Genomic DNA, 23,580 nt, shown 5'->3' with positions numbered 1-23,580 from the left:
TCAGACGCTGAAGCCGGTCCGGAGCAGGTCCCGGTTCATCTGCGAGATGACGTTGAGCGGGATGCCCTTGGGGCAGGCCCGGGTGCACTCGCCGAGGTTGGTGCATCCACCGAAACCCTCGAGGTCGTGCTGCTCGGTCATCTTCAGCACGCGGGCGTCCCGCTCGGGCTGGCCCTGGGGCAGCTCACCGAGGTGGGTGATCTTGGCGCCCATGAAGAGCATGCCGGAGGCGTTCGGGCAGGCCGCGACGCAGGCTCCGCAACCGATGCACTCAGCCGCCATGAACGCCCGGTCGGCGTTCTCCTTCGGCACTGGGGTCGCGTGCGCGTCCGGGGCCGACCCGGTGTTGGCGGAGATGTATCCGCCCGCCGCGACGATCCGGTCCAGGGCACCGCGGTCGACACAGAGGTCCTTGATGACGGGGAAGGCGTCGGCGCGCCAGGGCTCGATGATGATCTCGTCACCGTCGCGGAAGGACCGCATGTGCAGCTGACAGGTCGTGGTCCGCTCGGGGCCGTGCGCCTCACCGTTGATCACCACGCCGCACTGGCCGCAGATGCCCTCGCGACAGTCGGAGTCGAAGGCGACCGGCTCCTCGCCCTGCTCGTGGAGGTGCTCGTTGAGCAGATCCAGCATCTCCAGGAAAGAGCTGTCCTCGCTGACCTCGTCGAGCTTGTAGTCGACCATCCGGCCCTTGTCGCGGGGGTTGGCCTGGCGCCAGATCTTCAGGGAGATCCTCACTTGTAGCTCCTCTGCTTGAGCTCGATAAACTCGTAAACGAGGTCCTCCTTGTGCAGGACCGGAGCCTCGCCATCACCGCCCCACTCCCAGGCCGCCACGTAGGCGAACTCGTCGTCGTGGCGCAACGCCTCACCGTCCTCGGTCTGGGACTCGGCGCGGAAGTGGCCACCGCAGGACTCGCGCCGGTGCAGCGCGTCGATGCACATCAGCTCGCCCAGCTCCAGGAAGTCGGCCACCCGGCCGGCCTTCTCCAGCGACTGGTTCAGACCCTCGGCCGTGCCCAGGACGCGGACGTTGGTCCAGAAGTCGGCGCGCAGGGCCCGGATCTGCTCCACGGCCTCCCGCAGCCCCTCGTCGGTGCGCTCCATCCCGCACTTCTCCCACATGATCTTGCCGAGGGCCTTGTGGTAGCTGTCCACCGACCGGGTCCCGTTCATCGACATGATCCGGTGTATGCGGCTACGCACCGAGTCCTGCGCCTCCCGCACCTGCGGGTGATCCTCGCCCAGGGGCCCGAACGGGCCCTTGGACAGATAGTCGCGGATGGTGTTGGGCAGCACGAAGTAGCCGTCGGCCAGGCCCTGCATGAGCGCCGAGGCCCCCAACCGGTTCGCGCCGTGGTCGGAGAAGTTGGCCTCGCCGGTGACGAACAGTCCGGGGATGGTCGACTGCAGGTCGTAGTCGACCCACAGGCCACCCATCGTGTAGTGCACGGCGGGGTAGATGCGCATCGGCACCTGGTAGGGGTTCTCCCCGGTGATCCGCTCGTACATGTCGAAGAGGTTGCCGTACTTGGACCGGACCGCGTCCTCCCCCAGCCGCCCGATGGCGTCGGCGAAGTCGAGGTAGACGCCCCGGCGGGAGCCGTCGACCTCCGGGCCGACACCGCGACCCTCGTCGCACATGTTCTTGGCCTGCCGGGAGGCGATGTCGCGCGGCACCAGGTTGCCGAAGCCGGGGTAGATCCGCTCCAGGTAGTAGTCGCGGGCCTCCTCCGGGATCTCGCGGGGGTCCTTGTCGCAGTCCGCGGCGTTCTTGGGCACCCAGATGCGCCCGTCGTTGCGCAGCGACTCGCTCATCAGCGTCAGCTTGGACTGGTGATCACCGGACTGCGGGATGCAGGTGGGGTGGATCTGGGTGTAGCAAGGGTTGCCGAAGTAGGCGCCCTTGCGATGGGCCCGCCAGATGGCGGTGGTGTTGGAGCCCATCGCGTTGGTGGAGAGGAAGAAGACGTTGCCGTAGCCCCCGGAGGCCAGCACGACCGCGTCGGCCAGGTGGGTCTCGATCTCGCCGGTGATCAGGTCGCGGGCGACGATGCCGCGGGCCCGCGGGCCGGAGCCGTCGTCGACGACGATGAGCTCCATCATCTCGTGCCGGGCAAACATCTCGACCGAGCCCGCGCCGATCTGGCGCTCCAGCGCCTGGTAGGCACCGATGAGCAGCTGCTGGCCGGTCTGGCCGCGGGCGTAGAAGGTCCGGGACACCTGCACGCCACCGAAGGAGCGGTTGTCGAGCAGCCCGCCATACTCCCGCGCGAACGGCACGCCCTGGGCCACGCATTGGTCGATGATGTCGGCGCTGACCTCGGCCAAGCGGTAGACGTTGGTCTCGCGGGAGCGGTAGTCCCCGCCCTTGACGGTGTCGTAGAAGAGGCGGTGGACCGAGTCACCGTCGCCCTTGTAGTTCTTGGCCGCGTTGATCCCGCCCTGGGCGGCGATCGAGTGGGCCCGCCGGGGGCTGTCCTGGTAGCAGAAGGCCTTGACCCGGTAGCCCGCCTCCCCCATGGTCGCGGCGGCTGCGGCACCGGCCAGCCCGGTGCCGACGATGATGACGGAGAGCTTGCGGCGGTTGGCCGGGTTCACCAGCGCCGCCTCGAACTGGCGGGTGCTCCACTTGGCGGCGATGTCACCCGCGGGCGCCTTGGTGTCGGCGATCGGCTCGCCCTCCCGGTAGAGACCGGCGATCAGCGTGTCAGTCATAACGTCATAGTCCTCAGTCGACAAACCCGAACAGGATGGCAAAGGGTGGGATCAGGAAGCCCACCACGATGAGTGTGGTCACCGCGATGGAGATGAGGCGGATCTGCTCGCCCCGCTTCACCGTGGTGTTCAACCCCAGCGTCATGCACGCCGCGTAGATGCCGTGCACCAGGTGCATGCCAACCGCGATCATGGCCACCACGTAGATCAGCACAGCCCACCACAGCTGGAAGCTGCTGATGACCCGCTCGGCCGGACTCACGTGCTCACCGGCCAGGGTGATCGTCTGCGTCGTGAAGTGCAGGATGTGAAAGATCACGAAGAGCAGGATGGCCAGCCCGCCCCAGCGCATCGCCTTGGCGTAGACCGATCCGTAGGTGGTCTTCCGCTTGCCGGCGTAGCGGGTGGAACGCGCGGCCCCGGCCCGGCGCCACAGCACCATCCCGGCCCAGACGTGCGCCACGAGCGAGGCCAGCAGCAGGATGCGGGCGATCCACAGCACGCCGTTCTCCGGGACCATTCCCTCGCCGAACACGCGCAGGTGGTGGGCGTAGTCGTCGAACGCCCCGCGGCCGAAGAGGATCTGGAGGTTGCCGTACATGTGCAGCAACAGATAGCCGACGAAGAACAGGCCGGAGGCGGCCATCACGGTCTTCAGCAGGATGTTGTTCGGACCCCTGCGGGTCTCGCGCGCGGGAACGGTTGAGGTGGCCACGGATGGGAGCCTACTACTGGCCGTGACGTCTCCTTTATCGTCAGGGGACACTGTGCTAAAAGCACGACCTACGATGCACGGTATGGAGTCTCTGCGGGCGCGCCTGCTCGGTCCCGCGCCCCAGGCTCTGGCACGTCAGCGCCGCATCGCGATGATCGGGATCGCGCTGGTCACCGTGGCCGGGGGCGTCCTGCGGCTGTGGCGACTCGGCTACCCGACCCGGCTGGTCTTCGACGAGACCTACTACGTTAAGCAGGCGTGGAGCCTGGCCCTGTACGGCACCGAGATGGACATCCGGGAGGACCTCGAGGAGCCGGACGAGCTGTTCACCCAGGGCACCCCTGACGTCTTCGGTGACAGCGCCGACTACGTGGTGCACCCACCCATGGGCAAGTGGATGATCTCCCTCGGTCAGCTGCTGCTGGGCCCCGGGGACCCGGCCGGGTGGCGCCTGGCCTCCGCCGTCGTCGGCACCCTGTCGATCGCGGTCCTGGGCCTGTGCGCCTGGCTGATCTGGAAGAACGCCCTCCTGGCGATCAGCGCCTCGCTGCTCCTCGCGGTCGACGGTCACCACTACGCCCAGTCCCGCATCGGCCTGCTCGACATCTTCCTCATGTGGTGGGCGCTGCTGGCTTTCCTCTTCCTTCTGCTGGACCGTGAGCATGGCCGACGACGCCTGGCGCTGGGGGCGCGGTGGAGTATGCGGTGGTGGCGGCTGGCGGCGGGGGTGGCCCTGGGGCTGGCGGTCGGCACGAAGTGGTCCGGGCTCTTCTTCCTCGCCGTCTTCGGACTGATGACCGTCTGGTGGGACATCGGCGCCCGGCGGGCCGTCGGCGAGCGCCGGTGGTTCACCTCCGCAGTGGTGCGTGACGGCATACCCGCCTTCCTGCTCATCGTGCCCACCGCCCTACTCACCTACCTGGCCACGTGGACCGGCTGGTTCCTCGGTGACCGGGGATGGAAGCGGACCTGGGCGGAGGACAACCCGGCCACCGGCCTGGCCGGCCTGGTGCCCGACCCCCTGCGCTCGCTGTGGGCCTACCACCAGGAGCAGATGAACTTCCACGTCGGGCTGGCGAACGAGCATGCGTGGAGCTCCAACCCGTGGAGCTGGACGGTGCAGTGGCGACCCACCCTCTTCTACGCCGAGTGGCCCAAGGAGGGCGAGAAGGGGTGTGAGGTCGCGGACTGCGTGGAGTACGTCGCCTCCCTGGGCACCATCCCGCTGTGGTGGGCCGCCACGCTCGGGTTGTTCATCGTGACCTTCCAGTGGCTGCTCGGCCGCGACTGGCGTGCGGGCGCCGCCCTCTCCGGCATCGTCGCCGGCTGGCTGCCGTGGTTCCTCTACCAGACCCGGACGATCTACAGCTTCTACGCCGTCGCCTTCGTGCCCTGGCTGGTGCTCGTCGTGGTCAGCTGCCTGGCCCTGGTGCTGGGCCGCGAGAGCGACCCGCTGCGCCGTCGACGCTGGGGCGCAGTGCTCGTCGTGGTGTACCTGACGCTCAACGTTGCTTGGTTCGCGTGGTACTGGCCGGTGCACACCGCGGTGCTGCTGCCGCGCGAGCAGTGGAACATCCGGATGTTCTTCGACTTCTGGAACTAGCGACCCTCAGGTGTCCAGGCCCATCGCCTCGGCGATCTTCAGGTGCCGCGCGCCCTCCTCGGCGCGACCGGCCCGTTGCAGCGTCCGGGCCAGGAGAAGGTGGGCGTAGGCCTCGCTGGGCCACCGCTCGATGATGTCGCGGGCCACCTTCTCGGCCGGCCCGAGCCGGGCCGCGTGGTAGTAGCTGCGAGCCAGCAGGAGAGCCACCGCGCCGTTGCCGGGCTCGGCCTGCGCCAGCGGCTGAAGCAGCTGGGCCGCCCTCCCGTAGTCCTTGGTTTCGAAGGCGAAGGTGGCGCGGTCGTACCGGGCATGGTCGTCCAGGTGCTCGTCGTCGGAGAGCTGGATCCAGTCGAAGTCACCCATGCCTGGACTACGCCAGCAGACCGTCCAGCATTCCCGGGGTGGCCCGGTCGGCCAGGTCCGCTGCCAGCTCCAACGGGATGTTCGGGGCGACCAGACTCTCGCCACCGGCCGCGGTGGTGGCAATGAGGTCGGCCAACCCGAGGCGGCGCTGGAAGAAGTTCTGGTGCACCACCCAGCCGATGATGCCGGCGCGTTCCAGCGCCGCTCGGGTGCGCACCACGGCCCCTGTCTGCACCACGAGGTGGTCCCGGGTCAGGCCGTGGCCCAGGTTGCGCCAGGCGCTCTCGGCGATCAAGACGTTGAGGAGGGCCAGCCCGCCCAGCACCGCCAGCGGCAGCCACCACGGCCAGGTGGCGAACCACCAGAAATCGAGGACGTAGGTGGGCACGGCCACCAGGGCCGCGGTGATCAGGCTGCCCCACTGCTGGCTGACGTGGATCCGCCGGCGGGCGCGTGGCCCGTGACCGGTGAGATCCATGGTCAGCGGCCCGGACTCCTCGAGCAGCTCGTGCCCCACGGACTGCACGACCGCGCGCGGTGCCGGCGGCAGCACCTTGACCGTCCCGCCCAGGCCCACCCCGGTGGCCAGTGCGGAGAGCTCGGCGCCCCGGACGAAGCGCAGCAGGAACGGCTCGCCCATGCTCACCCCGCGGACCTTGGCCCGTTCCAGCGTCTGGGAGCGGGTCGTCAACAGCCCACGGGAGAGCCGGATGTTGGTGTTGGCCTCCCGCACCAGGCGCAGGTTCCACCAGTTCAGCACGTAGGAGGCTGTGGACAGCAGCGTCCAGCCCACCGCGACGAGCAGGACGGTCCCGGCCACCAGGACCAGCAGAGCCTGCGCGACCGCCCAGGCCCACGCCTCCCGGACCAGCCCCACCTCGTCGACCGGCAGGTCGTCGCCGAACTGGAAGAGGACACCGGCCACACCGGCGACCACGACCAGGCTGCCCAGGGAGAACGGTGCGAACCGCAGCCAACTCCAGTCGATCCGGGCCAGCAACTGCTCGTCGGCAGGGGGTCGGACGGTCTCGGAGGTGTCCTGCGGAGATCCCTCCTGGGCGGTGGCGGCCGGGTGGTCCACCTCCTGCGAGCGGCGCAGCAGCTCCACGCGCAGCACCGCGGCCTGCTCCTGGGTCAGCCCGTCCAGCTCGATCTGCCGGGAGTCCACACCGGTGCCGACCCGGACCTTGGCCAGGCCGAGCACACGGTGGATGGGCGTGGACTCGATGTCGACGCTGCGGATCCTGTCCAGCGGTGCGGTCAGCACCCGGCGGCTGAACAACCCGGTGCGCAGCTGCAGCTGCTCGGGGGTGAACCGGTAGCGGGTGAACATCCACGTCAACACACCGACGACCAGGGCGATGACACCGCCGCCGAGCACGTAGATCAGCCATCGGCCGTCCTCGCCTCGGTTGAAACCCAACGTGATGAGCAGCAGCGGGACTGCCAACGACATCAGCGTACGGACGGGATGCACCACGAGCATGCGGGTGCTCAGCCGGTGCCATCCCTGTGCCTCCAGGCGGCCCAGGACCGTGCTCTCGGGAGGCTTCGGGTCATCGGGATCGGGGCCCACAGGCTGCTGGGGCGGCGGCGCGGGGAGGTCGTACGGCATACCCGACGGGCCCGGGGGGATGACCGGGGGCCCGGTGGGGGGCGGGAGGTCAGAAGGGCCCGGGGTGCTCACGTCGCGTCGCCCTCGGTCTGCCCGGTGACCCGGGCCAGCTCGGCGGTGATCCGGTCGGCAACGTCGCTGTCCAGGCACGGCAGGGTGATGGGGCCGGCAGCCGAAGCGGTGGTCACGGTCACGTTGGCCAGCCCGAACAACCGCATGATCGCCCCCCGGTGGGTGTCGACCGTCTGGACCCGGGACAGCGGCGCTATGCGCTGGTCGCGGGAGAGCCAGCCGGTCTGGACGAAGACCCGCTCGTCGGTGACCTCCCAGCGGGTGCGCCGGTAGCGGATGATCGGCTCTAGGGTCACGTCGCTGAGGTTGGCAGCGAGGATGAGGATGATGACCGGCCCCGCCCAGCGGCCCCACGAGTCGGGGATCAGCAGGTAGATCGCGAACAGCACCACCCAGATGATGATCCCGCTGATGAGACCGTTGACCACCCAGTACTTCACCGCGCGGGAGCTGACCTGGTGCGCCGGCTCGCGCAGCCCGGTCGGGGTAGCGCTGCCGGGGGCGTCCGTCGGCACGGTGTCGGGGCTCATACGAGTGTGGCGACCATGAGCGCCTTGATCGTATGCAGCCGGTTCTCGGCCTGGTCGAAGACGATGCTCGCCGGGGACTCGAAGACCTCGTCGGTGACCTCCAGTCCCTCGGCCAGCTCGGGGTGGCGGGCCATCAGCTCCTGACCCACCTCGGTGTGCATGTCGTGGAAGGCCGGCAGGCAGTGCATGAACCGGGCCTCGGGGTTGTCCGTGGCGGCCATCAGCTGGGCGTTGACCTGGTAGGGCAGCAGCAGGTCGATGCGGTCCTCCCAGGCCTGCACGGGCTCCCCCATCGACACCCACACGTCGGTGTGCACGAAGTCGACGCCGCGCACCGCCTCGACCGGGTCCTCGGTGATGGTCAGCCGGGCCCCGGTCTCGGCCGCAACCTGCTCGCAGAGGCGCACCACGTGTGCGGCGGGCTGCCGCTCCTGCGGTGCCCCGATCCGCACGTCCATCCCCAGCTTGGCGCCGAGCAGGAGCAGCGAGTGCCCCATGTTGCCGCGGGCATCGCCCAGGTAGGCGTAGGAGATCTCGTGCCGCTGCTTGTGGCTGTGCTCGGTCATCGTCAGTGCGTCGGCGAGCATCTGCGTGGGGTGCCAGTCGTCGGTCAGACCGTTGTAGACCGGGACCCCGGAGTGCTCGATGAGCTGGTCGACCTTGACCTGCTCGGCGCCACGGTACTGGATGGCGTCATACATCCGCCCCAGCACGCGGGCGGTGTCCTTGATCGACTCCTTGTGCCCGATCTGGGTGCTGGAGGGCTCCAGGAAGGTGGTGCTGGCCCCCTGGTCGGCGGCGGCGACCTCGAAGGCGGACCGGGTCCGGGTGGAGGTCTTCTCAAAGACCAGCGCGACCGACTTCCCGGCGAGCAGCTGACGCTCCTGATGGGCGTACTTGGCTCGCTTGAGGTCGTAGGCCAGGTCGAGCAGGTAGCGGATCTCCGCCGGCGATTCCTCGACGAGCGAGCGCAGGCTACGCCCCCGCAGATTGACGGCCATCCGTGCTCCTCCTGTGTGCTGGTCGTGTGAGCCTACGACGCAGGGCCGGCCCTCGTGGTTGAGGACCGGCCCTGTGGTGGTGGAGCTGAGGGGATTCGAACCCCTGGCCTTCTCATTGCGAACGAGACGCGCTACCAACTGCGCCACAGCCCCGTGTGCGGCTACCCACTATACACCGGCGCCCCGGTGCTCCACGTCGGCCTCAGCCGACCCGGTGGACCTGCGGCAGCTCCTCGAACTCCTCCTCCAGCGCCATCTCGGCACCGTCGGCGGGCAGCTCGGCGGGGGCCCGGTAGGCCTTCGCCTTGAGGGTGTAGGTCGGGGGCGGGACCGGCACGGGGTCCCAGGAGCCAGGCGCGGCCGGCGCGGGCTCCACAACCGGTGCCTGGACGGCCATGAGCTCGGCAGCCGGGTGCGCGACGACCTCGTCCGGCGCGGGCTGGGTCAACCGGGCCTCGACCTCGTCGATGTCGTAGAGAGCGACTGTCGGCACCGAGGCGGGTCGTCGGGCCTCCAGGTCCACCGCACGTCGGGCAGTGCGGGGCACCGCGACGGCCGTGGCCTGGGCGGCGAGCTCGGGCCGAGCCTCGGCTGGGCGACGCAGGTCCCGGGAGTGGGGGCGGGAGGCGGGACGGGCCCGGCGGCTGCGCGCCACCGAGCGCCGCAGGCCGGCCACCGTGGCCGCGAGCAGCGCGATGCCGACGAACGCCCACGCCCAGTGGATGAGCTGGAACCCGACGAGCCCGACCAGGATGACCATCACCAGGGACGACGCGAGCAGGCCGGCGGCGCGCAGCTGGGCGGCCCGCCTGCCCCGGTGGTATGCCGCTGTCGGCGCCACGGCGGTGGCCGTGACCGGCCGAGCAGGTGCACCCCGCTTGACGACCACCTCGGGGCGGGCGGGTCGCAGCAGGGGGACGGAGGCGCTGGCGGGGGCGTGCTCGCTGACGTCCGGCCTGGGCAGGGCGCGACGGCGCTCCAGCACCCGCATCGCCTCGGAGAACCGGTCGACGGAGCGGGCGGTGGCCAGGTGGTCGCGGCGGCGCACCCAGTGCTGCACCAGGTAGACAGCCCACACCGCCAGGATGACGACGAAGATCAAGCTGCTCACGGGGGGCACGGCCCTCACGCTAGGCCGGTCGGGCCCCGGATCCGGTGAGGCCGGCGGAGTGTCGCGCAAGTTTCCGGTGTGACGACTGTGGTGCAGCCGGGAACCTCAGGTGGGGCCGGTCGAGCTGCCCCCGCCATCGCCCTGCCCATCGCCCTGCCCACCGCCCTGCTCGGCCCCGTCCTGCTCGCTATGAGCCAACCGCCCGAGCAGCCCGCCCGGGCCCAGCTCCTCGGCGAGGACCACGAAGCTGCGGTGGTCGCGCCATCCGCCGTCGACGTGCATCAGCCCACGCTGCAGCCCTTCCTCCCGCAGGCTCAGGCGGGCGACGACGGCCAGCGACGCGGTGTTCTCCGGCCGGATCGCCACCTCGATCCGGTGCAGGCCCACGTCGAGCAGGGCATGGTCGACCAGGGTGGCCAGGGCCCACGTCGCGTAGCCGCGACCGGTCTCCTCGCGGGCCAACCAGTAGCCTGCCCACCCGGTGCGCCGGGCCCCCCAGAGCACGTCGAAGAGCTGCACCTGTCCGACGATCCGGTCGTTGATGTCGATGACCAGCGGCAGGTGCAGTCCGTCCCTGGCGGCTCGATCGGCCGAGCGTCGCATCCGGTGGAAGGGTGGCCGGACGGGCACGGCCGGCGTGCCGTGGGCGGCAGTCCCCGGGGTGGTCGACTCCCAGGGCCGCAGCCAGCCGGCGTTGGCGCCCAGGACGGCCTCGAACTCGGCCCGGTCCTTGCGCACCAGCGGCCGCAGGGTCAGGCGCTCACCGGAGGGGAGCTCCTGGCGCAGGGCGACCGGCCAGCGCCAGGTCACGGCCCGTCCCCGTCCTTCACCCCGGCCCGCACCGGCCGCTCATGGTCGGGTCCAGTCCCCGCTGCGCCCCCCGGCCTTGGCGGTGACCCGGATGTCGCTGATCACCGCCAGCTTGTCGACCGCCTTGATCATGTCGACCAGGGCCAGGGCCGCGACGCTGACGCTGGTCAGCGCCTCCATCTCCACCCCGGTGCGGTCCGCAGTGCGCACGGTGGCCCGGATCTGCACGCCCTCGTCCACCACCTCCAGATCGACCTCGACGCCATGCACCGCCAGCGGGTGGCACAGCGGCACCAGGTCAGGAGTGCGCTTGGCCGCCTGGATCCCGGCAATGCGGGCCACGCCCAGTGCGTCCCCCTTGGGGACCTGCCCACCGCCTTCGCGCAAGGCGGCCACGGCCGTCGGTGACAACAGCACCCGACCCTGCGCCGTCGCGGAGCGGGCGGTGACCTGCTTGCCGCTCACGTCCACCATGTGCGCGGTCCCGTCCCCGCGCAGGTGGGTCAGCCTCTCGCCCTCGCTCACGACTGGCCCGCCTCCTGCGTCGACTCGTCCTCCAGCCGGCCTTCGATCTCGCGCCGGGGCCGCAGCAGGATGAGATCGACCTCCGAGCCGGCGCTCACCTCGACTGTCTCGGGGTCGGAGACCGCGAGCGCGTCGGCCTGGGCCAGCCCACCGAGCAGGTGTGAGCCGGGACCGCCGGCGGGGGTGACGGCATACGCGCCGCCGGAGTCGCGCGAGACGCGCACCCGGGTATAGGTCCGGCGGTCCGACGCGCTGGACCAGGACTCGGTGGCCAGACCGGTGGCCGTGTGCTGGCTCACCCGCCGGCCCCCACGGCTCTCCAGCGCCGGGCGGACGAAGACCTCGAAGCTGACCAGGGCGCTGACGGGGTTGCCGGGCAGGGTGAAGACGGGCACGTGGCGACGGCCCAGCACCCCGAAGCCCTGCGGCTTGCCCGGCTGCATCGCCACCTCGACGAACTCCATCGAACCCTGCCCGGTGAGCACCTTCTTGACGATGTCGAAGGCCCCCTTGCTCACGCCCCCGGTCGTGATGATCAGGTCCGCGTCCTCCAGACGGGCGTTGATCTGCCGGGTGGTCTGGCCCTCGACGTCCCCCAGTCGGCCGACGTGCACGACCTCCGCGCCCGCCTCGCGGACAAGGGCCTCAAGCATCGGCCCGTTGGAGTCAACGATCTGGCCCGGCCCGACCGGCTCCCCCACCGGGACCAGCTCATCGCCGGTGGACAGGACGGCGACCCGTACCGGCCCGACCACCTCGACCTCGTGCACCCCGGCCGAGACCAGCACCGCGATCTGGGCGGGGCCGATCCGGGTGCGGCGGGGCACCAGCAGGTCACCGGGACGCACATCCTCCCCGGCCCGGCGGATGTTGGCCCCCTCCTCGGGCTGGGTGCGGAACTGGGGCTCGCGCTCGTGCCCGTCGGTGTCCTCCAGCCGCACGACGGTGTCGGCGCCCGGTGGCACGGGCGCGCCGGTCATGATGCGCATGACCTGTCCGGGGGCCAGCGGCTGGGATGCCGGGTCACCGGCGGCGATGTCGGCCACGACGGGCAGCATCACGGGGTGCTCGGCGCTGGCCCCCTCCAGATCGGCGCGGCGGACGGCATACCCATCCATGGAGGAGTTGTCGAACCTCGGCAGCTCAGCCTGGCTCAGCACATCGGCCGTGGTGACCATGCCCAGGGTGCGCGGCACCGGCAGGGTGACGGCGTCGACCGGCTCGATCTGGGCCAGGATGCGCTCGAGGTGCTCCTCGACGGTGATCATCACACATGTCCTTCGCTCGGGGTCCGCTCCAGCCTAGACGGCGAGGGCACAATGGCTGAGGTGAGCCGACCTCTTCTACCCCGCTACCAGCCCACCGGTGACGTGGTCGCCGACAAGGCGACCTGGCGCTCGCTGGTGCGCGCCGCCCGCCGCGAACTCGTCGATGGCTGGTCGGAGGCTGACCGCGCGGCTCGAGCAGAGGCCCTGGCCCAGGCCGGGCTGCAGTGGGTGCAGGAGCATGCCGCACGCGCGGGGCTGGGCCTGGACCGGCTCACCGTCACCGCGTTCGAGCCGATGCGCACCGAGCCGCCCGCGCAGCGGCTGACCGGTGCGTTGCGGCAGGCGGGGGCACGGGTGCTGGTGCCGATCACTCTGGCCCGACCCCGGCTGGACTGGGCCGACCTCGCCGACCCCACCCGCGGCCCCCTCGGCGAGGCGGTGCTCGCGCAGGTCGACGTCGCCCTGATCCCCGGGCTGGCGGTCTCCGAGGCGGGGGTCCGGCTGGGCCAGGGCGGGGGCTACTACGACCACACCCTGCCCCGGCTGCACAACCTCACCGCTGCCCGGCGGGTGCCGGTCGTCGTCGTGCTGCACGACCACGAGGTCGTGCCGCAGGTGCCCGCGGACGAGCACGACGCCGTCGTGGACGCGGTCCTGCGCCCCGGGACCGGCGTGGTCGGGCTGGGCCGGTAGGAAACCGGGCGCGTCAGCCTGCCGGGGCCGGGACCAGCAGCAACGTCTGCTCGACGCCTTCCTCCACGGCCTCGCGGGTGACCGCCCACGGATAGGTCTCCCCCGACACCCAGGCGCTGGTCTGGTCGGAGTAGTGGGGGTGGAAGGCGTGGCCGGAGGTCCCGGTCTGGTTGACCCAGACTGAGGTGTCACGGTCGGCGAGGTCGGCGACCATCCGCATAGACGGGCCGGCGGTGACCTCGAAGGTGCCGGTGCTGGCGTCCCAGCTCATCGCGTTGACCACGGAGGTGTTGCCCGCCACGGGCAGCTGCGGGCTGTTGAAGACGCCCCGCACCAGGGCGGGGACGTCGCCCGACCCGAGCACCTCGTGCCGCAGCATGGCTCGGTGCAGCTGCCCCCACGTCCACTTGGACGGGTCCTTGGAGATGTCCCGGGTGAGGTCCTCGCGCGCCTGCACCAGGGCGGCGCGGATGACCTCGTCGCGAGTCTCCACCACCCCCGGTGTGCGCTTGTCGTCCCACCACACGCTGGTGGGGTCGGCCAGCAGGCCCTCCAGGATGAGCATCGAGCGGGAGTTGCCGGTGACCGCCAGGTCGGGCGGCAGCTCGTCGTCGAAGACCGCGGTGAGCAGGTTGGCGAAGACGGCGTTGAAGTAGGCCGCCGCGGCGGACTGCTCCCCCTCCGCCGGCGAGGCTCCGTCCCAGTCGCGCAGCATCTGCTGCGGCTCGGTGTAGAACGCGCCCTCGAGCTCGACGTCCAGCAGGTAGGGCACCACGGACAACGCGAAAGGGCTGGTGTCGTCCAGCTGGATCTGCGCCATGTCCGCCGGGGTAAGCGGACCTTCCTCGAGCCGCTCGTGGAGCAGCTCCAGGATGCGGGTGGAGCGGTAACCCATGGCGTACTCACTGGTCAGGAACGGCCTGGTGCCGTGGGTCACCGCCTGGTTGGCGGTGACGATGATCCCGTCCTCGGGGTTGTGGCTGTGCGGCAGGTCCTCAAAGTCGACCCAGCCGTTCCAGGCGTAGGTGGGGTCCCAGCCGGGGGCGGGGTAGAAACCGGGAGGGGTGCCGTGGGTGGCGCTCTCCCGGATCGGGACCAGGCCAGGGGCCTGGTAGCCGATGTTCCCCTCGACGTCGGCGTAGACCAGGTTCTGGGCCGGCGCGGCGAAAGACCTGGCCGCGTCGCGGAACTCATCCCACCCGGTGGCCTTGTTGATCCCGAACACCGCATCAGCCGTGGTGCTGGGCTCCAGCCCGGTCCAGGCCAGGGCGACCTCGAAGCGGCGCGAGGTCTGTACCCCGTCCAGCGGCCCGTTGGCGCCCATCTCGGCGACGTCGTCGAGCACGTCGGAGACGATCGGACCGTGCGTGCTCTCCCGGATCCGGATCGGCACCTCGTCCCCGCCCGCGACCCGGATGACCTCCTCCCGGACCCGCATCGGCACGAAGTCGCCCTCGCGGCGCACCAGGTCGCCCCGGGTCTCCTCGAGGTAGAAGTCGGTGACGTCGGGGTCCAGGTTGGTCAGGCCCCATGCGATCCGGTGGTTCTGGCCGATGATGACGCCCGGGAAGCCGGCGAAGGTGAACCCGGAGACGTCGAAGGGGCAGGCCTCGCTGACCACGCGGCAGTGCAGACCGACCTGCATCCACACCCCGGGCTGGGACAGGCCCAGGTGGGGGTCGTTGGCCAGCAGCGGCATACCGGTGCTGGTGTGCTCGCCCGAGACCACCCAGGAGTTGGAACCGACCCCCTCCCCCTGACCGAGCAGCTGGGGGACCTGCGCCAGCGCCAGCAGGGTGTCGTCCAACGAGTCCGTCCCCTGAGCCAGCCACTGCTGGGTCGGCGGGCCGGCCGGTGTCTGGGTCGGCTGGGGCGGGTTCAGCCGGGCCACGTCAGCGGGGTCCTGACCCGACGGCACGAGAGGACCCGGCCCGATGGTGCCGCCGCGGGAGCTGCCGCTGGAGGGCGGCGGCGCGTCTGGGGCGGTCCAATCCCCCGCGACAGGATCGGCGGGTGCTGCTCGTGGGGGTACGCCGGGTAGAGGGTGCCCAGCTGGTTCAGCGGGACCCGCCCGACCAGCCGGCCCCGGGTCAGCTCCTCCTGGTAGTTGCCGCGCAAGTCCCAGGCCATGGCCTTGAGCCAAGCCAGGGAGTCGACCGCGTCCCAGGGACGAATCTGGTAGCCGGGCGCATTCTGCGCCAGAGCCAGGTACTCCAAGCTCATCGTGGAAGGCCCGCCGCGGGAGTCGATATAGGCGTTGACACCGGAGGCATAGGCCTGCAGGTAGGACCGGGTCTCCGGCGAGAGCAGCGCGAGCTCCTCCTCTGCGACTCGGCGCCAGCCCAGGGTGCGGATCACCTGGTCGGTCTCGACCCCGCCCTCCCCGACGAGCTCGGAGAGCCGGCCGCTGACGACGTGCCGGCGCAGGTCCATCTGGAAGAACCGGTCCTGGGCGGCGACGAACCCCTGGGCGCGGAAGAGATCCTCGGGGGTGTCGGCATAGATGCGCGGGATGCCCTGCCCGTCGCGCAGGACCTCCACCTCTGCGGTCAGCCCGGGCAGCTCCAGCTCACCGCTCGTCTGCGGGAAGGCCCGTCTGGTCAGCCCCACCCCGACGACGGCGGTGGCGACGACCACGACCACGAGAATGGCCGCGATCGGCACGGCAAGACGCTGCCAGAGGGGGCGGGACACGGGCCCCAGCCTAGGTCACCGTGTCGGTCCCGCCCCGGACAACACGTAGAATCTCACCTCGTGCCCACCTACTCCTACGTCTGCAAGGACTGCGCCCACGCCTTCGACATCCAGCAGGCCTTCACCGACGACGCCCTGACGACCTGCCCCGAGTGCGCGGGCGTGCTGCGCAAGGTCTTCAGCGCGGTCGGGGTCGTCTTCAAGGGGTCCGGCTTCTACCGCACCGACTCCCGCGGGTCCGGCTCGTCGTCGGGATCCTCGGGCGAGAAGGCGGCGGCAGCGGCATCGACGTCGACCTCGGAGACGGGCAGTGCGAAGCCCGCAGAGTCGTCTGCGGCCAAGCCGGCCTCAAAGTCCGCCACCTCGTCCACAGCCCCGGCGAGCACGTCCTCGTCGTCCACAACCTCGAGCTGACGCCTACCGCCGTCCGGCCGTGCCGCCTAGCGTGCTGGACGTGCACCGACGACGGCCAGCCCGAACGAACCGACGACCTGCCCTGCAGTCACGCCGCGTGCTCGCTGCCGCCCTGGCTGCGCTCACGGCGGGCGGGACGGCCTACCTCGCGCTGAACCGCGCGGCCGACGACGCGGTGCCGGCCCTGGTCGCTGTCCGAGCGCTCCCGGTGGGCCATCTGCTGGGCGACGGCGACGTGCAGGTGCGGGGCCTGCCTGCCCCCGCCGTGCCGGTCGGCGCCCTGACGCAGGTGGAGACGGCGGTGGACCGGACCGTAGTGGCTCCGCTCGCCGAGGGTGAGGTGCTCACCACGCTGGACGTGCGGACGGCAGCTCTGCTCACCGGCTTGGTCGAGGGGACGGTCGCTGTCTTCCTGCCCCTGTCCGAGCCAGCCGTGGCGGCATCGGTGCAGGCCGCGGATCTGGTGGACGTGCATTCCCCGGTCGACGGCTCGGTGGTCGTGCCACGGGCTCTGGTCCTGCGCTCCGGCGGCGGCGAGCAACCAGGGCTCTGGCTGGGGGTGGACCGGACCGGGGCGCAGGCGTTGGCCGCCGCCCGGGGAGCGGACCCCGCCGGGGCGGCGCTGCAGGTGGCGCTGCACCCGCAACCCTGAGGCGGTCGGACCCTAGGCTGAGCATGGCCTGAGGCGGTGACGCACAGGCTGGATCCCCCATCCCGCTCGGGCGAGGCACCTGCCTTTCCCGGAGACGAAAGGAGAGGCCAGTGCTCAAGGGCTTCAAGGACTTCATCATGCGCGGCAACGTCATCGAGCTGGCGGTCGCTGTCGTCGTCGGCACCGCCTTCGCCAACGTGGTCGAGGCCATCGTCAGCGGCGTCGTCACCCCGCTGCTCAACGCCGTCGGGGGCGGGGGCGAGGTCGAGGGACTCATCGTCCCGCTGCGCCCGGGGCAGGAGAACACCTACCTGGACTTCGCGGCGATCAGCAACGCGCTCATCGTCTTCCTCATCACGTCGGCGGTCGTGTACTTCGTGCTCGTCGCCCCGATGAACACGTTCCAGGAGCTGCGCAAGCGCGGTGTGGAGGAGCCCGAGGAGGTCTCCGAGGAGATCGCCACCCTGCGCGAGATCCGTGACCTGCTGGCCGCCCGCCGCACCGACGGCACCGTCTAGCCAGGAGTCCAGCCGGACGCCCGAGCCAGCCGTCAGCCGCGCGCAACCCCGTGGCGCCAGCGCGCTGCGCTGGCTCCCCCGCCGCGAGTCAGTCCCAGTGGGGCGGACGCTGCTCGACGATCCAGTCCTCGCGCGGGTCCGCGACCGGCCGCGCGCCGCGGGCGCGGTCGTCCCCGGCTGCGGCACTCACGTCGTCGCCGGGGTCCGCGTCGGGGTTGGTGGCCGGGGCGTCCACCCGGCGGCGGGAGCGTCCCGGACGTGCTGGGCGGCCAGGAGTCTTCCTCACGGGCGTGCAGGACCGCGCTCGCGCAGCGCCGCAAGGACGCGGGCGACCTCTCGGGCGGGGTCGGTGAAGACATCGGTGCTGCGCACCCGGACCGGTGTCCACCCCATGCGGATGAGCTGCTCGTGGCGCAGCCGGACGTCGTCGCGACCGGGCACCTGCCCCGGGGTGGGCGCATGCACGTCGCCGTCCACCGCCACCGCGAAGCGCCGTGGTTCGGTCTCGCTGACAACGCCCACGTCGACGGTATGGGGACCGTGGCCGACCTCCTCGACGATCTCCAGACCCTCGGCCCGCAGCCTGCGCACCAGCTCGCGCAGCACCGCGGAGTCGCCGGCCGCGTCGTCCCCGACCGGGAGCAGTGCCTGTGCAAGCAGGGCGGCCCCCTCCCCGGGCCGGGCCGACCATTCCTCGATCGAGGACGGCACCACCAGGTCGACCGACCTACGCGCTGCCGCCAGGACCGACCCGGCGACCTCCGCCTGCGCGGACCCGCCGGGGCTGGTCACCCACACCACGCGGTCGCGGACCTCACCGCTGATCCGGTGGGCGGGGCGGACCAGGAACGGCTCGATGAGCCGCTCGTCGTCGGCCAGGGCTGCCGACGGCGACGCCCAGTCCTCGTGGGCGTATGCCGACCGCAGGGCGATCGCAACGTCCTCGGCCCCCGCATCGTCGTCGGTGACCAGCAGCAGGCTGTCGCGCGGATGCTTGCGGGCGTGCTCCAGCGCGAGGGCCACCCCGGCGGACACCTGGGCGGCCACGCCACCCTCCGCGACGTGCTCACGCACCGCCGGCCCGCGGTCGACCCCCGGGAAGGAGTAGACCGGGGCGGGCATGAGGGCGGCGAGCGGCGCGACCAGACCCTGGTTGAGGGCTCGGTAGTGCACCTTGAGGTGACGCACGGGCAGCACCCGTGCCGCGTCGTCGAGCAACGAGCCGCCAGCCTCCTCGGCAGCGGCTTCTCGCTCCGCCTTGGGATCGGCCACGACGCTGAACTGCCGGGGCCCAGGCCCGCCGCTGTCACCGACGATCATCGTCTGTCGGCCGTGGGCCAGTGCCGGGACCGTCCTGGCGGTCGTGGTGCGGCCGGCCCGGTCGACGATGACTAGGTCGAAGGTCAGGTCGGCGGGCAGGGCGGCCGGCACGGCCAGCGGGCTGGCGAGCACGACGGGCCGGGCGGCCAGGACAATGTCCGGAGCCCGGCTGATGATCGCGCGTGCATCGACCGCGCCGACCTTGGCCTCGTCGAGCGCCCGCTGCCAGGCACCGACCTGTGAGGAGTGGCCGGTCAGCGCCCGCCGCAACCGCCGCAGGACGGCCCGGCGGGCCCGCAGGGCGTTGCGACGCAGGTGGGCCCGGTCGGCCGCTCGGAAGGCCCGCTCTGCCTCACGCACCGCTTGGCCGGGCACCTGCTGCGGCACCTCGTCGGAGGTGAGATGGTCCAGCACCGAGCTGCGGTGGACGAAACGCACCTCGGCGGCCACCCGCTCGGGAGGCATGCCACGTCGGGCCAGGTCGTCCACCAGTTCACCCAGCCCGGCCTCCCGTAGGGGGGCCAGCAGAGGGTGCGCCTGAGCGGCCACGCCTGCCCGGTCGCTGCGGGCGTCGAGGCGGACCAGACGCTCCAGCACGATGTCCAGGTGGCTGGTGAACAGCTCGTGGCCGGTCGCGGTCCCCTCAAGGACCTGCGCCAGCCAACCGAGGTCCTCACCGATCGGGGTGTGGGCCAGGACTGCCCGCTCCCACTCGTAGGGGGCGTTGGGGCGGGCAGCCTTCCCGGCGATCTGTTCCCACTCGTCGCGTTCGTCCCTGGCCAGCCGGACCCGGTGGGCCAGGTCGGCCGGAGGGGTGCCGGGACGGAGGTGCTGACGCACCTGACGGCGCATCCGCGCCCGGGTGACCGCGCCCGGCCGTTCCGCGACCTCGTTGCGGGCCGTGGTCGCCGCCACCATCTCGTCGAGGGGTGCGTCGTAGATCTGCGGGGAGAAGACGTCCAACGTCTGGCTGGCCCGGGCAATGAGACCCAGCCGGTGTGCCCACTGCTGCAGCGAGACCGGCACCGGCATCCCGGCCTTCTTGCAGATCTGCTCGGCCTGCGCCCTGGCGGCGGTGAACTCCCCGCCGACCAGCCGGCCTACTACCTCGGTGGCGCGGCCGGCCTCGTCCGCGGAGGCGAGGCGGGCGGCATACCACGGGTCCTCGGTGCGGGAGCGTGACCAGGCCCCGGCATCGGCCGCCTCGATGAGGGCGTCGGTCACCTCAGAGAGCCGGTCCTGGCTGAGGGTGCCCAGCACCGCGCGCGGGAGCCGGACCCGCGAGGCGGGCGGGTGGTCGAGGGCGGCCAGCTCGGCGAGGTCGCCCTGCGTGCCGGCCAGGCTCAGCCCCCACGGCTCGTGCTCCCGGTGGAGCACCTCCTGCTCCCGGCGCAGCACGGCCAGGGCGTCCTCGCGGCCCGGCAGCGGATCGGTGCCCAGATCGGGCTCGGGCTCCTCGGAGAGGCGGTCCAGCGCCTGCCGGGCGTCCTCCAGGGTGGCGCGCATGGAGACGGGGTCCTCTGCCAAGTGCAAACACAGGTCGCCCAGCCCGACGTGCTGCAGCCGCCGCTGCAGCGCCTCCAGCGCCGAACGCTCCTCGGAGCAGACCAGCACCCGGCGTCCTTCGGACAGGGCCCCGACCACCACGTTGGCGATCGTCTGGGTGCTGCCGGTGCCGCTGGGAGTGTCGAGGACCAGGCTGCCGCCGTGCACCGCCTCGTCGATGACCAGCCGCTGGGAGCGATCGGCGTCCAGTGCGCTCAGCTCAAGACGGGGGTCCTCGGCCCGGTCTGGGTCGGGCCCCGACGACGGGAGGGCTACGTCGGCGCCGGCCAGGGCGGCGACCACGTCGCTGGCGGCCAGCGGCTCGACCTCGCCGGTGTAGGAGGTGACGAGCGGCAGCTTGGCCCAGGGGAAGGTGCTGATCACCATCTGCGGCCCGATGGCAAAGCCCTTCATCTCCCCGCAGATGTCTTCCAGGGCCTGGTAGGTCAGCCGCGGGTCAAAGCCGTGGCTCTGCGCCGAGAGCCCCACGAGCATCTCAGGGTTGAGCTGCAGGTGGACCTCGCTGCGTAGGTAGTGCTCCAGCACCGGGTTGAAGACGACGTCCTCGTGCAGCTGCAGCACGAAGTCAGAGTGGGCGGGGTCGGTGGGGGTGATGGTGCAGGCCCGCAGCAGCACCGGCGCGCGCGGCGGGACAAGCACCCGGTGCAGGTCCCAGGTCGCCAGCCCGATCGCCAGGAAACCCGCCTCGATGCCGTGCTCGCGTCGCAGCTCCGCAATCTTGTCGCGGATGCCGCCGATGCGGCGGGCCGCGTCGGTGAACGCGACCTGCTCCCGGACCAGGTCCGACAGCGGGGTGGGCCGCCCGGAGAGCAGCTTGGCCACGCCACCGGGGTGGGCCAGGTTGAGGTCGAAGGTGCCGGTGAGCGAGGTGCGGTGCCACAGCAGGGTGTTGGGCCCACCGAGGTCGGCGACTTCATGGCGCCAGCGCGCGCGGGCACGCGAGACCGCCTCGAGGCGGGCCTCGTCGAGGGTATGCGGTGCTCGGGCGGCGTTCACCCACCCAGGCTAACTACTCGGCGACGCGCAACCGTCAAGGCGCTCAGGGCGAGTGCCGTAAGACCCGAGACGACGGCCAGGACGTCGAAGCCGAACCGGTCCATGACCACGCCGGCCAGTGCCCCTCCGGCAGCGGCCGACAGCCCCATCACCAGGTCGGCCGCGCCCTGGACCGCGGCACGGACAGGGACGGGGACGGCTCCGGCGATGGTGCCGGACCCCGCGACCATGGTGCAGGACCATCCCAGCCCCAGCAGGATCAGCGCTGCGGTCAGCGTGCCGGAGTGCCCGTCGGTGGAGATTGCGGCCAGCGCGCAGGACAGCACCAGGATGGCCGTGCCCAGGAGCACCACCCGGGTAGCGCCCCACCGATCGACGAGCTGACCGACGACGGGTGAGAGCCCGTACATGCCGAGGATGTGCAGGCTGATCACCAGGCCAATCACCTCGATCTCCGCCTGCCCGTGCCGCATGTGCAGCGGGGTCATCACCATCACGGCGACCATGACCACATGCCCGACCGTCAGGGCGACGGTGCCCCACAGGGCCGCAGGCGTGACCCGGATCAGCCGCAGCCCCTCCACGATGCTGCCTCCGCGGGCAGTGGCGGCCGGCGACCCGCTCACCGGGTCGGGTGCACCCAGCGGGTCGGGTGCACCCAGCGGGTCGGGTGCACCCAGCGGGTCGGACGGACCCAGCGGGTCGGGAACGGGCTCTGGGTCCGGACCGGCTGCCTCGTCCGCGGCCAGCCTGCGGGCCAGCAGCAGCGGGTCGGGGCGCAGCAGCGCCACGAGCACCAGCGCGGCGAGCCCGAAACCGGCCATGGACAGCACCCAGGCACCGGCGAGCGGGGGGATTCCGAGGACGGCGGCCACCCGCTGCCCCGGCCCGATGAGGTTGGGGCCCAGCACCGAGCCGACGGTGGTGGCCCACACCACCCAGCTCAGGTGCCGCCCCCGGCGCTCGGTCGGGGAAAGGTCGGTAGCCGCATACCGGGCCTGGTTGCCGGCCGTGGTCGAGGCACCGAAGAGGGTCGTGCCGACCAGGAGCAGCCAGAACTGGCCCGTCGCGGTGGCCGTGATGGCAAGGAGGGCCCCCAGGCCACCGGTGAGGTAGGCCGTGACCAGACCGAGGCGTCGACCGAACCGGGCCATCAGCGCCACGACGGGGATGGTGAACAGCGCACCGCCCAGGACCTGTGTAGTGGTGGCCAGGCCGGAGAGGGCGTCGTTGCCGCTGACGTCGGCCGCCACGATCGCGCCGACCGCCAGGCCGCTGGCGACGCCGATGCCGCCGAGGGTCTGGCTGCCCATGAGGGTGAGCACGGTGCGCCCCTGCACCCGGTCTGTTTCGGGCGGCATCCGGAGGGTCACCGGGGCAGTGTGGCAGACCTTGCCCGCGTCAGGGCCATCTAGATGGGAAGATGGCGACGTGGGTGAGGAGACCAGAGACACGGGACAGTTGCCTGCCCTCAGCCGGGACGGCAGCATCCACGTGACCGATGAGAAGGTCAACACCGTCTCCCACCTCGTCGGTTCCTGCCTGGCCGTGCTGGGCACCGCCCTGCTGGTGACCCAGGCGGCGGTCCAGGACGACCCGTGGAAGATTGTCTCGTTCGCGATCTACGGCCTCTCGCTCATCATCCTCTTCGTCTGCAGCACCCTGCACCACGGGATCGACCGGGGGGCTCGCGTCAACGACATCCTGCGCACCCTGGACTACACCTCGGTCTTCCTACTCATCGCCGGGACCGTCACCCCGCTGGTGCTGATCCTGGCCCGCACCCCGTTCGGGTGGGCGGTCCTGGGCACGGTCTGGGGGATCGCGACGCTCGGCATCGTCGTGCGCTCGGTGTGGCGACAGTTGCCGAAATACGTGACGAACACCCTCTACATCGCCCTGGGCTGGATGCCGGTGGCTCTCGTGCTCACCGAGCTTTCACTACCATTTGGCGGACTGGCCCTGCTGGCCGTGGGCGGCCTGGTCTACAGCGTCGGTTTCGTCGTCTTCGTGCTGGAGCGGCCCAACCCCTGGCCGGGCGTCTTCGGCTTCCACGAGCTGTGGCACGTGCTGGTCGTCCTGGCCGCCGGTCTGCACTTCGCCGTCATGTACGGCTACGTGCTACCGGCTTGACGCGCGGCCCGGGCCACGACGAAGACGTCGACGCCGGCGCCCACGTGCTGCGCTGAATGCTCATGACCAGTAACGTTCACACGCATGACGCAGACCCCGGACGGGCACGATGTGGAGACCCGCGCGCGGTTGCTTCCCGAAGAGCAAGCGGCGGGCAGCGACTCCCCGCGCGTCCAAGCAGAAGCCATCCTGCAGGAGTCCCTTGAAAGGACCGAGGACCCCGAGGGCACGCAGCACAACTCGACCCAGAGCCCAGGCTGA

At 71.4% G+C, this 23,580-nt stretch carries 23 protein-coding genes, 1 tRNA gene and 1 pseudogene; 7 read left to right on the top strand and 18 right to left on the bottom strand.

Annotated features, from left to right (window positions below):
• The 3 genes from FY030_RS02345 to FY030_RS02335 are packed head-to-tail and all read right to left on the bottom strand — an operon-like array spanning position 1 to position 3,435.
• Positions 1 to 741: a succinate dehydrogenase/fumarate reductase iron-sulfur subunit gene (locus FY030_RS02345; RefSeq protein WP_158060110.1), complete on the bottom strand. Its 741-nt coding sequence runs from the start codon at positions 739 to 741 to the stop codon at positions 1 to 3.
• Positions 738 to 2,720: a fumarate reductase/succinate dehydrogenase flavoprotein subunit gene (locus tag FY030_RS02340; protein ID WP_158060109.1), complete on the bottom strand. Its 1,983-nt coding sequence runs from the start codon at positions 2,718 to 2,720 to the stop codon at positions 738 to 740. Before FY030_RS02340 ends, FY030_RS02345 begins: the two co-directional genes overlap by 4 nt.
• A 13-nt stretch (positions 2,721 to 2,733) precedes the next feature.
• Positions 2,734 to 3,435 (bottom strand): succinate dehydrogenase cytochrome b subunit, encoded by a 702-nt coding sequence (locus FY030_RS02335; protein ID WP_158060108.1) that lies wholly within the window; start codon positions 3,433 to 3,435, stop codon positions 2,734 to 2,736.
• Between the two features lie 82 nt (positions 3,436 to 3,517).
• Here FY030_RS02335 and FY030_RS02330 point away from each other — a divergent pair, with 82 nt between their 5' ends.
• Positions 3,518 to 5,038 carry a dolichyl-phosphate-mannose--protein mannosyltransferase gene (locus tag FY030_RS02330; protein WP_158060107.1) on the top strand — a complete coding sequence of 507 codons (1,521 nt, stop codon included), beginning with the start codon at positions 3,518 to 3,520 and terminating at the stop codon, positions 5,036 to 5,038.
• A 6-nt stretch (positions 5,039 to 5,044) separates the two neighbouring features.
• On the opposite strand, the gene FY030_RS02325 is transcribed toward FY030_RS02330, so the two are convergent.
• From FY030_RS02325 to FY030_RS02285, 9 genes are all read right to left on the bottom strand, one after another.
• Positions 5,045 to 5,401, bottom strand: coding sequence for a tetratricopeptide repeat protein (locus FY030_RS02325; RefSeq protein WP_158060106.1), 357 nt, complete (start codon positions 5,399 to 5,401; stop codon positions 5,045 to 5,047).
• A gap of 7 nt (positions 5,402 to 5,408) precedes the next feature.
• Complete coding sequence (locus FY030_RS02320; RefSeq protein WP_192498682.1) at positions 5,409 to 6,851, bottom strand: PH domain-containing protein; 1,443 nt, start codon at positions 6,849 to 6,851, stop codon at positions 5,409 to 5,411.
• A 233-nt stretch (positions 6,852 to 7,084) separates the two neighbouring features.
• Entirely contained in the window at positions 7,085 to 7,618 is a 534-nt protein-coding gene (locus tag FY030_RS02315; protein ID WP_158060104.1) for a PH domain-containing protein, read from the bottom strand.
• On the bottom strand, positions 7,615 to 8,619 hold the full coding sequence (argF, locus tag FY030_RS02310) for an ornithine carbamoyltransferase (RefSeq protein WP_158060103.1): 1,005 nt from the start codon (positions 8,617 to 8,619) through the stop codon (positions 7,615 to 7,617). Before argF ends, FY030_RS02315 begins: the two co-directional genes overlap by 4 nt.
• A 77-nt stretch (positions 8,620 to 8,696) precedes the next feature.
• Positions 8,697 to 8,772, bottom strand: a tRNA-Ala gene (locus FY030_RS02305).
• Between the two features lie 49 nt (positions 8,773 to 8,821).
• Positions 8,822 to 9,739 carry a hypothetical protein gene (locus FY030_RS02300; protein WP_158060102.1) on the bottom strand — a complete coding sequence of 306 codons (918 nt, stop codon included), beginning with the start codon at positions 9,737 to 9,739 and terminating at the stop codon, positions 8,822 to 8,824.
• A 96-nt stretch (positions 9,740 to 9,835) separates the two neighbouring features.
• Positions 9,836 to 10,540, bottom strand: a complete 705-nt coding sequence (locus tag FY030_RS02295; RefSeq protein ID WP_158060101.1) for a GNAT family N-acetyltransferase — start codon at positions 10,538 to 10,540, stop codon at positions 9,836 to 9,838.
• Between the two features lie 39 nt (positions 10,541 to 10,579).
• Positions 10,580 to 11,065 carry a cyclic pyranopterin monophosphate synthase MoaC gene (moaC, locus tag FY030_RS02290; RefSeq protein WP_158060100.1) on the bottom strand — a complete coding sequence of 162 codons (486 nt, stop codon included), beginning with the start codon at positions 11,063 to 11,065 and terminating at the stop codon, positions 10,580 to 10,582.
• Entirely contained in the window at positions 11,062 to 12,333 is a 1,272-nt protein-coding gene (locus FY030_RS02285; protein ID WP_158060099.1) for a molybdopterin molybdotransferase MoeA, read from the bottom strand. The genes moaC and FY030_RS02285 overlap by 4 nt, the downstream gene beginning before the upstream one ends.
• 60 nt (positions 12,334 to 12,393) lie before the next feature.
• On the opposite strand from FY030_RS02285, the gene FY030_RS02280 reads away from it, so the two are divergent.
• Positions 12,394 to 13,026: a 5-formyltetrahydrofolate cyclo-ligase gene (locus FY030_RS02280; RefSeq protein ID WP_192498681.1), complete on the top strand. Its 633-nt coding sequence runs from the start codon at positions 12,394 to 12,396 to the stop codon at positions 13,024 to 13,026.
• A gap of 13 nt (positions 13,027 to 13,039) precedes the next feature.
• On the opposite strand, the gene FY030_RS02275 is transcribed toward FY030_RS02280, so the two are convergent.
• A complete protein-coding gene (locus FY030_RS02275; RefSeq protein WP_238348514.1) occupies positions 13,040 to 14,944 on the bottom strand; it encodes a penicillin acylase family protein in 1,905 nt (634 codons plus the stop codon).
• Positions 14,905 to 15,720: a penicillin acylase family protein gene (locus tag FY030_RS16700; RefSeq protein ID WP_238348513.1), complete on the bottom strand. Its 816-nt coding sequence runs from the start codon at positions 15,718 to 15,720 to the stop codon at positions 14,905 to 14,907. The genes FY030_RS02275 and FY030_RS16700 overlap by 40 nt, the downstream gene beginning before the upstream one ends.
• A gap of 60 nt (positions 15,721 to 15,780) precedes the next feature.
• On the opposite strand from FY030_RS16700, the pseudogene FY030_RS17160 reads away from it, so the two are divergent.
• Positions 15,781 to 15,873: pseudogene (locus FY030_RS17160) on the top strand (FmdB family zinc ribbon protein); the annotation flags it as partial.
• Positions 15,874 to 15,935: 62 nt separating this feature from the next.
• On the opposite strand, the gene FY030_RS17155 reads toward FY030_RS17160, so the two are convergent.
• Positions 15,936 to 16,121: a hypothetical protein gene (locus tag FY030_RS17155; protein WP_337692506.1), complete on the bottom strand. Its 186-nt coding sequence runs from the start codon at positions 16,119 to 16,121 to the stop codon at positions 15,936 to 15,938.
• 110 nt (positions 16,122 to 16,231) lie between these two features.
• Here FY030_RS17155 and FY030_RS02265 point away from each other — a divergent pair, with 110 nt between their 5' ends.
• Positions 16,232 to 16,786 carry an SAF domain-containing protein gene (locus tag FY030_RS02265; RefSeq protein ID WP_192498680.1) on the top strand — a complete coding sequence of 185 codons (555 nt, stop codon included), beginning with the start codon at positions 16,232 to 16,234 and terminating at the stop codon, positions 16,784 to 16,786.
• 110 nt (positions 16,787 to 16,896) lie between these two features.
• On the top strand, positions 16,897 to 17,304 hold the full coding sequence (gene mscL, locus FY030_RS02260; RefSeq protein WP_158060095.1) for a large conductance mechanosensitive channel protein MscL: 408 nt from the start codon (positions 16,897 to 16,899) through the stop codon (positions 17,302 to 17,304).
• A gap of 88 nt (positions 17,305 to 17,392) precedes the next feature.
• On the opposite strand, the gene FY030_RS02255 is transcribed toward mscL, so the two are convergent.
• From FY030_RS02255 to FY030_RS02245, 3 genes are read right to left on the bottom strand one after another with little or no spacing between them, the layout of a single operon-like run.
• A complete protein-coding gene (locus FY030_RS02255) occupies positions 17,393 to 17,590 on the bottom strand; it encodes a hypothetical protein (protein ID WP_158060094.1) in 198 nt (65 codons plus the stop codon).
• The gene (locus FY030_RS16240; protein WP_192498679.1) at positions 17,587 to 21,186 is read right to left on the bottom strand and encodes a hypothetical protein; all 3,600 of its coding nucleotides are present in this window, start codon (positions 21,184 to 21,186) and stop codon (positions 17,587 to 17,589) included. Before FY030_RS16240 ends, FY030_RS02255 begins: the two co-directional genes overlap by 4 nt.
• Positions 21,183 to 22,559, bottom strand: coding sequence for an MFS transporter (locus FY030_RS02245; RefSeq protein WP_238348512.1), 1,377 nt, complete (start codon positions 22,557 to 22,559; stop codon positions 21,183 to 21,185). The genes FY030_RS16240 and FY030_RS02245 overlap by 4 nt, the downstream gene beginning before the upstream one ends.
• Positions 22,560 to 22,617: 58 nt before the next feature.
• On the opposite strand from FY030_RS02245, the gene trhA reads away from it, so the two are divergent.
• A complete protein-coding gene (gene trhA, locus FY030_RS02240) occupies positions 22,618 to 23,319 on the top strand; it encodes a PAQR family membrane homeostasis protein TrhA (RefSeq protein ID WP_238348511.1) in 702 nt (233 codons plus the stop codon).
• Positions 23,320 to 23,403: 84 nt separating this feature from the next.
• A complete protein-coding gene (locus FY030_RS16235; RefSeq protein ID WP_192498678.1) occupies positions 23,404 to 23,580 on the top strand; it encodes a hypothetical protein in 177 nt (58 codons plus the stop codon).

This window comes from Ornithinimicrobium pratense (genome assembly GCF_008843165.1).
Taxonomy (GTDB): domain Bacteria; phylum Actinomycetota; class Actinomycetes; order Actinomycetales; family Dermatophilaceae; genus Ornithinicoccus; species Ornithinicoccus pratensis.
This window is presented reverse-complemented; position numbering and strand designations above follow the sequence as displayed.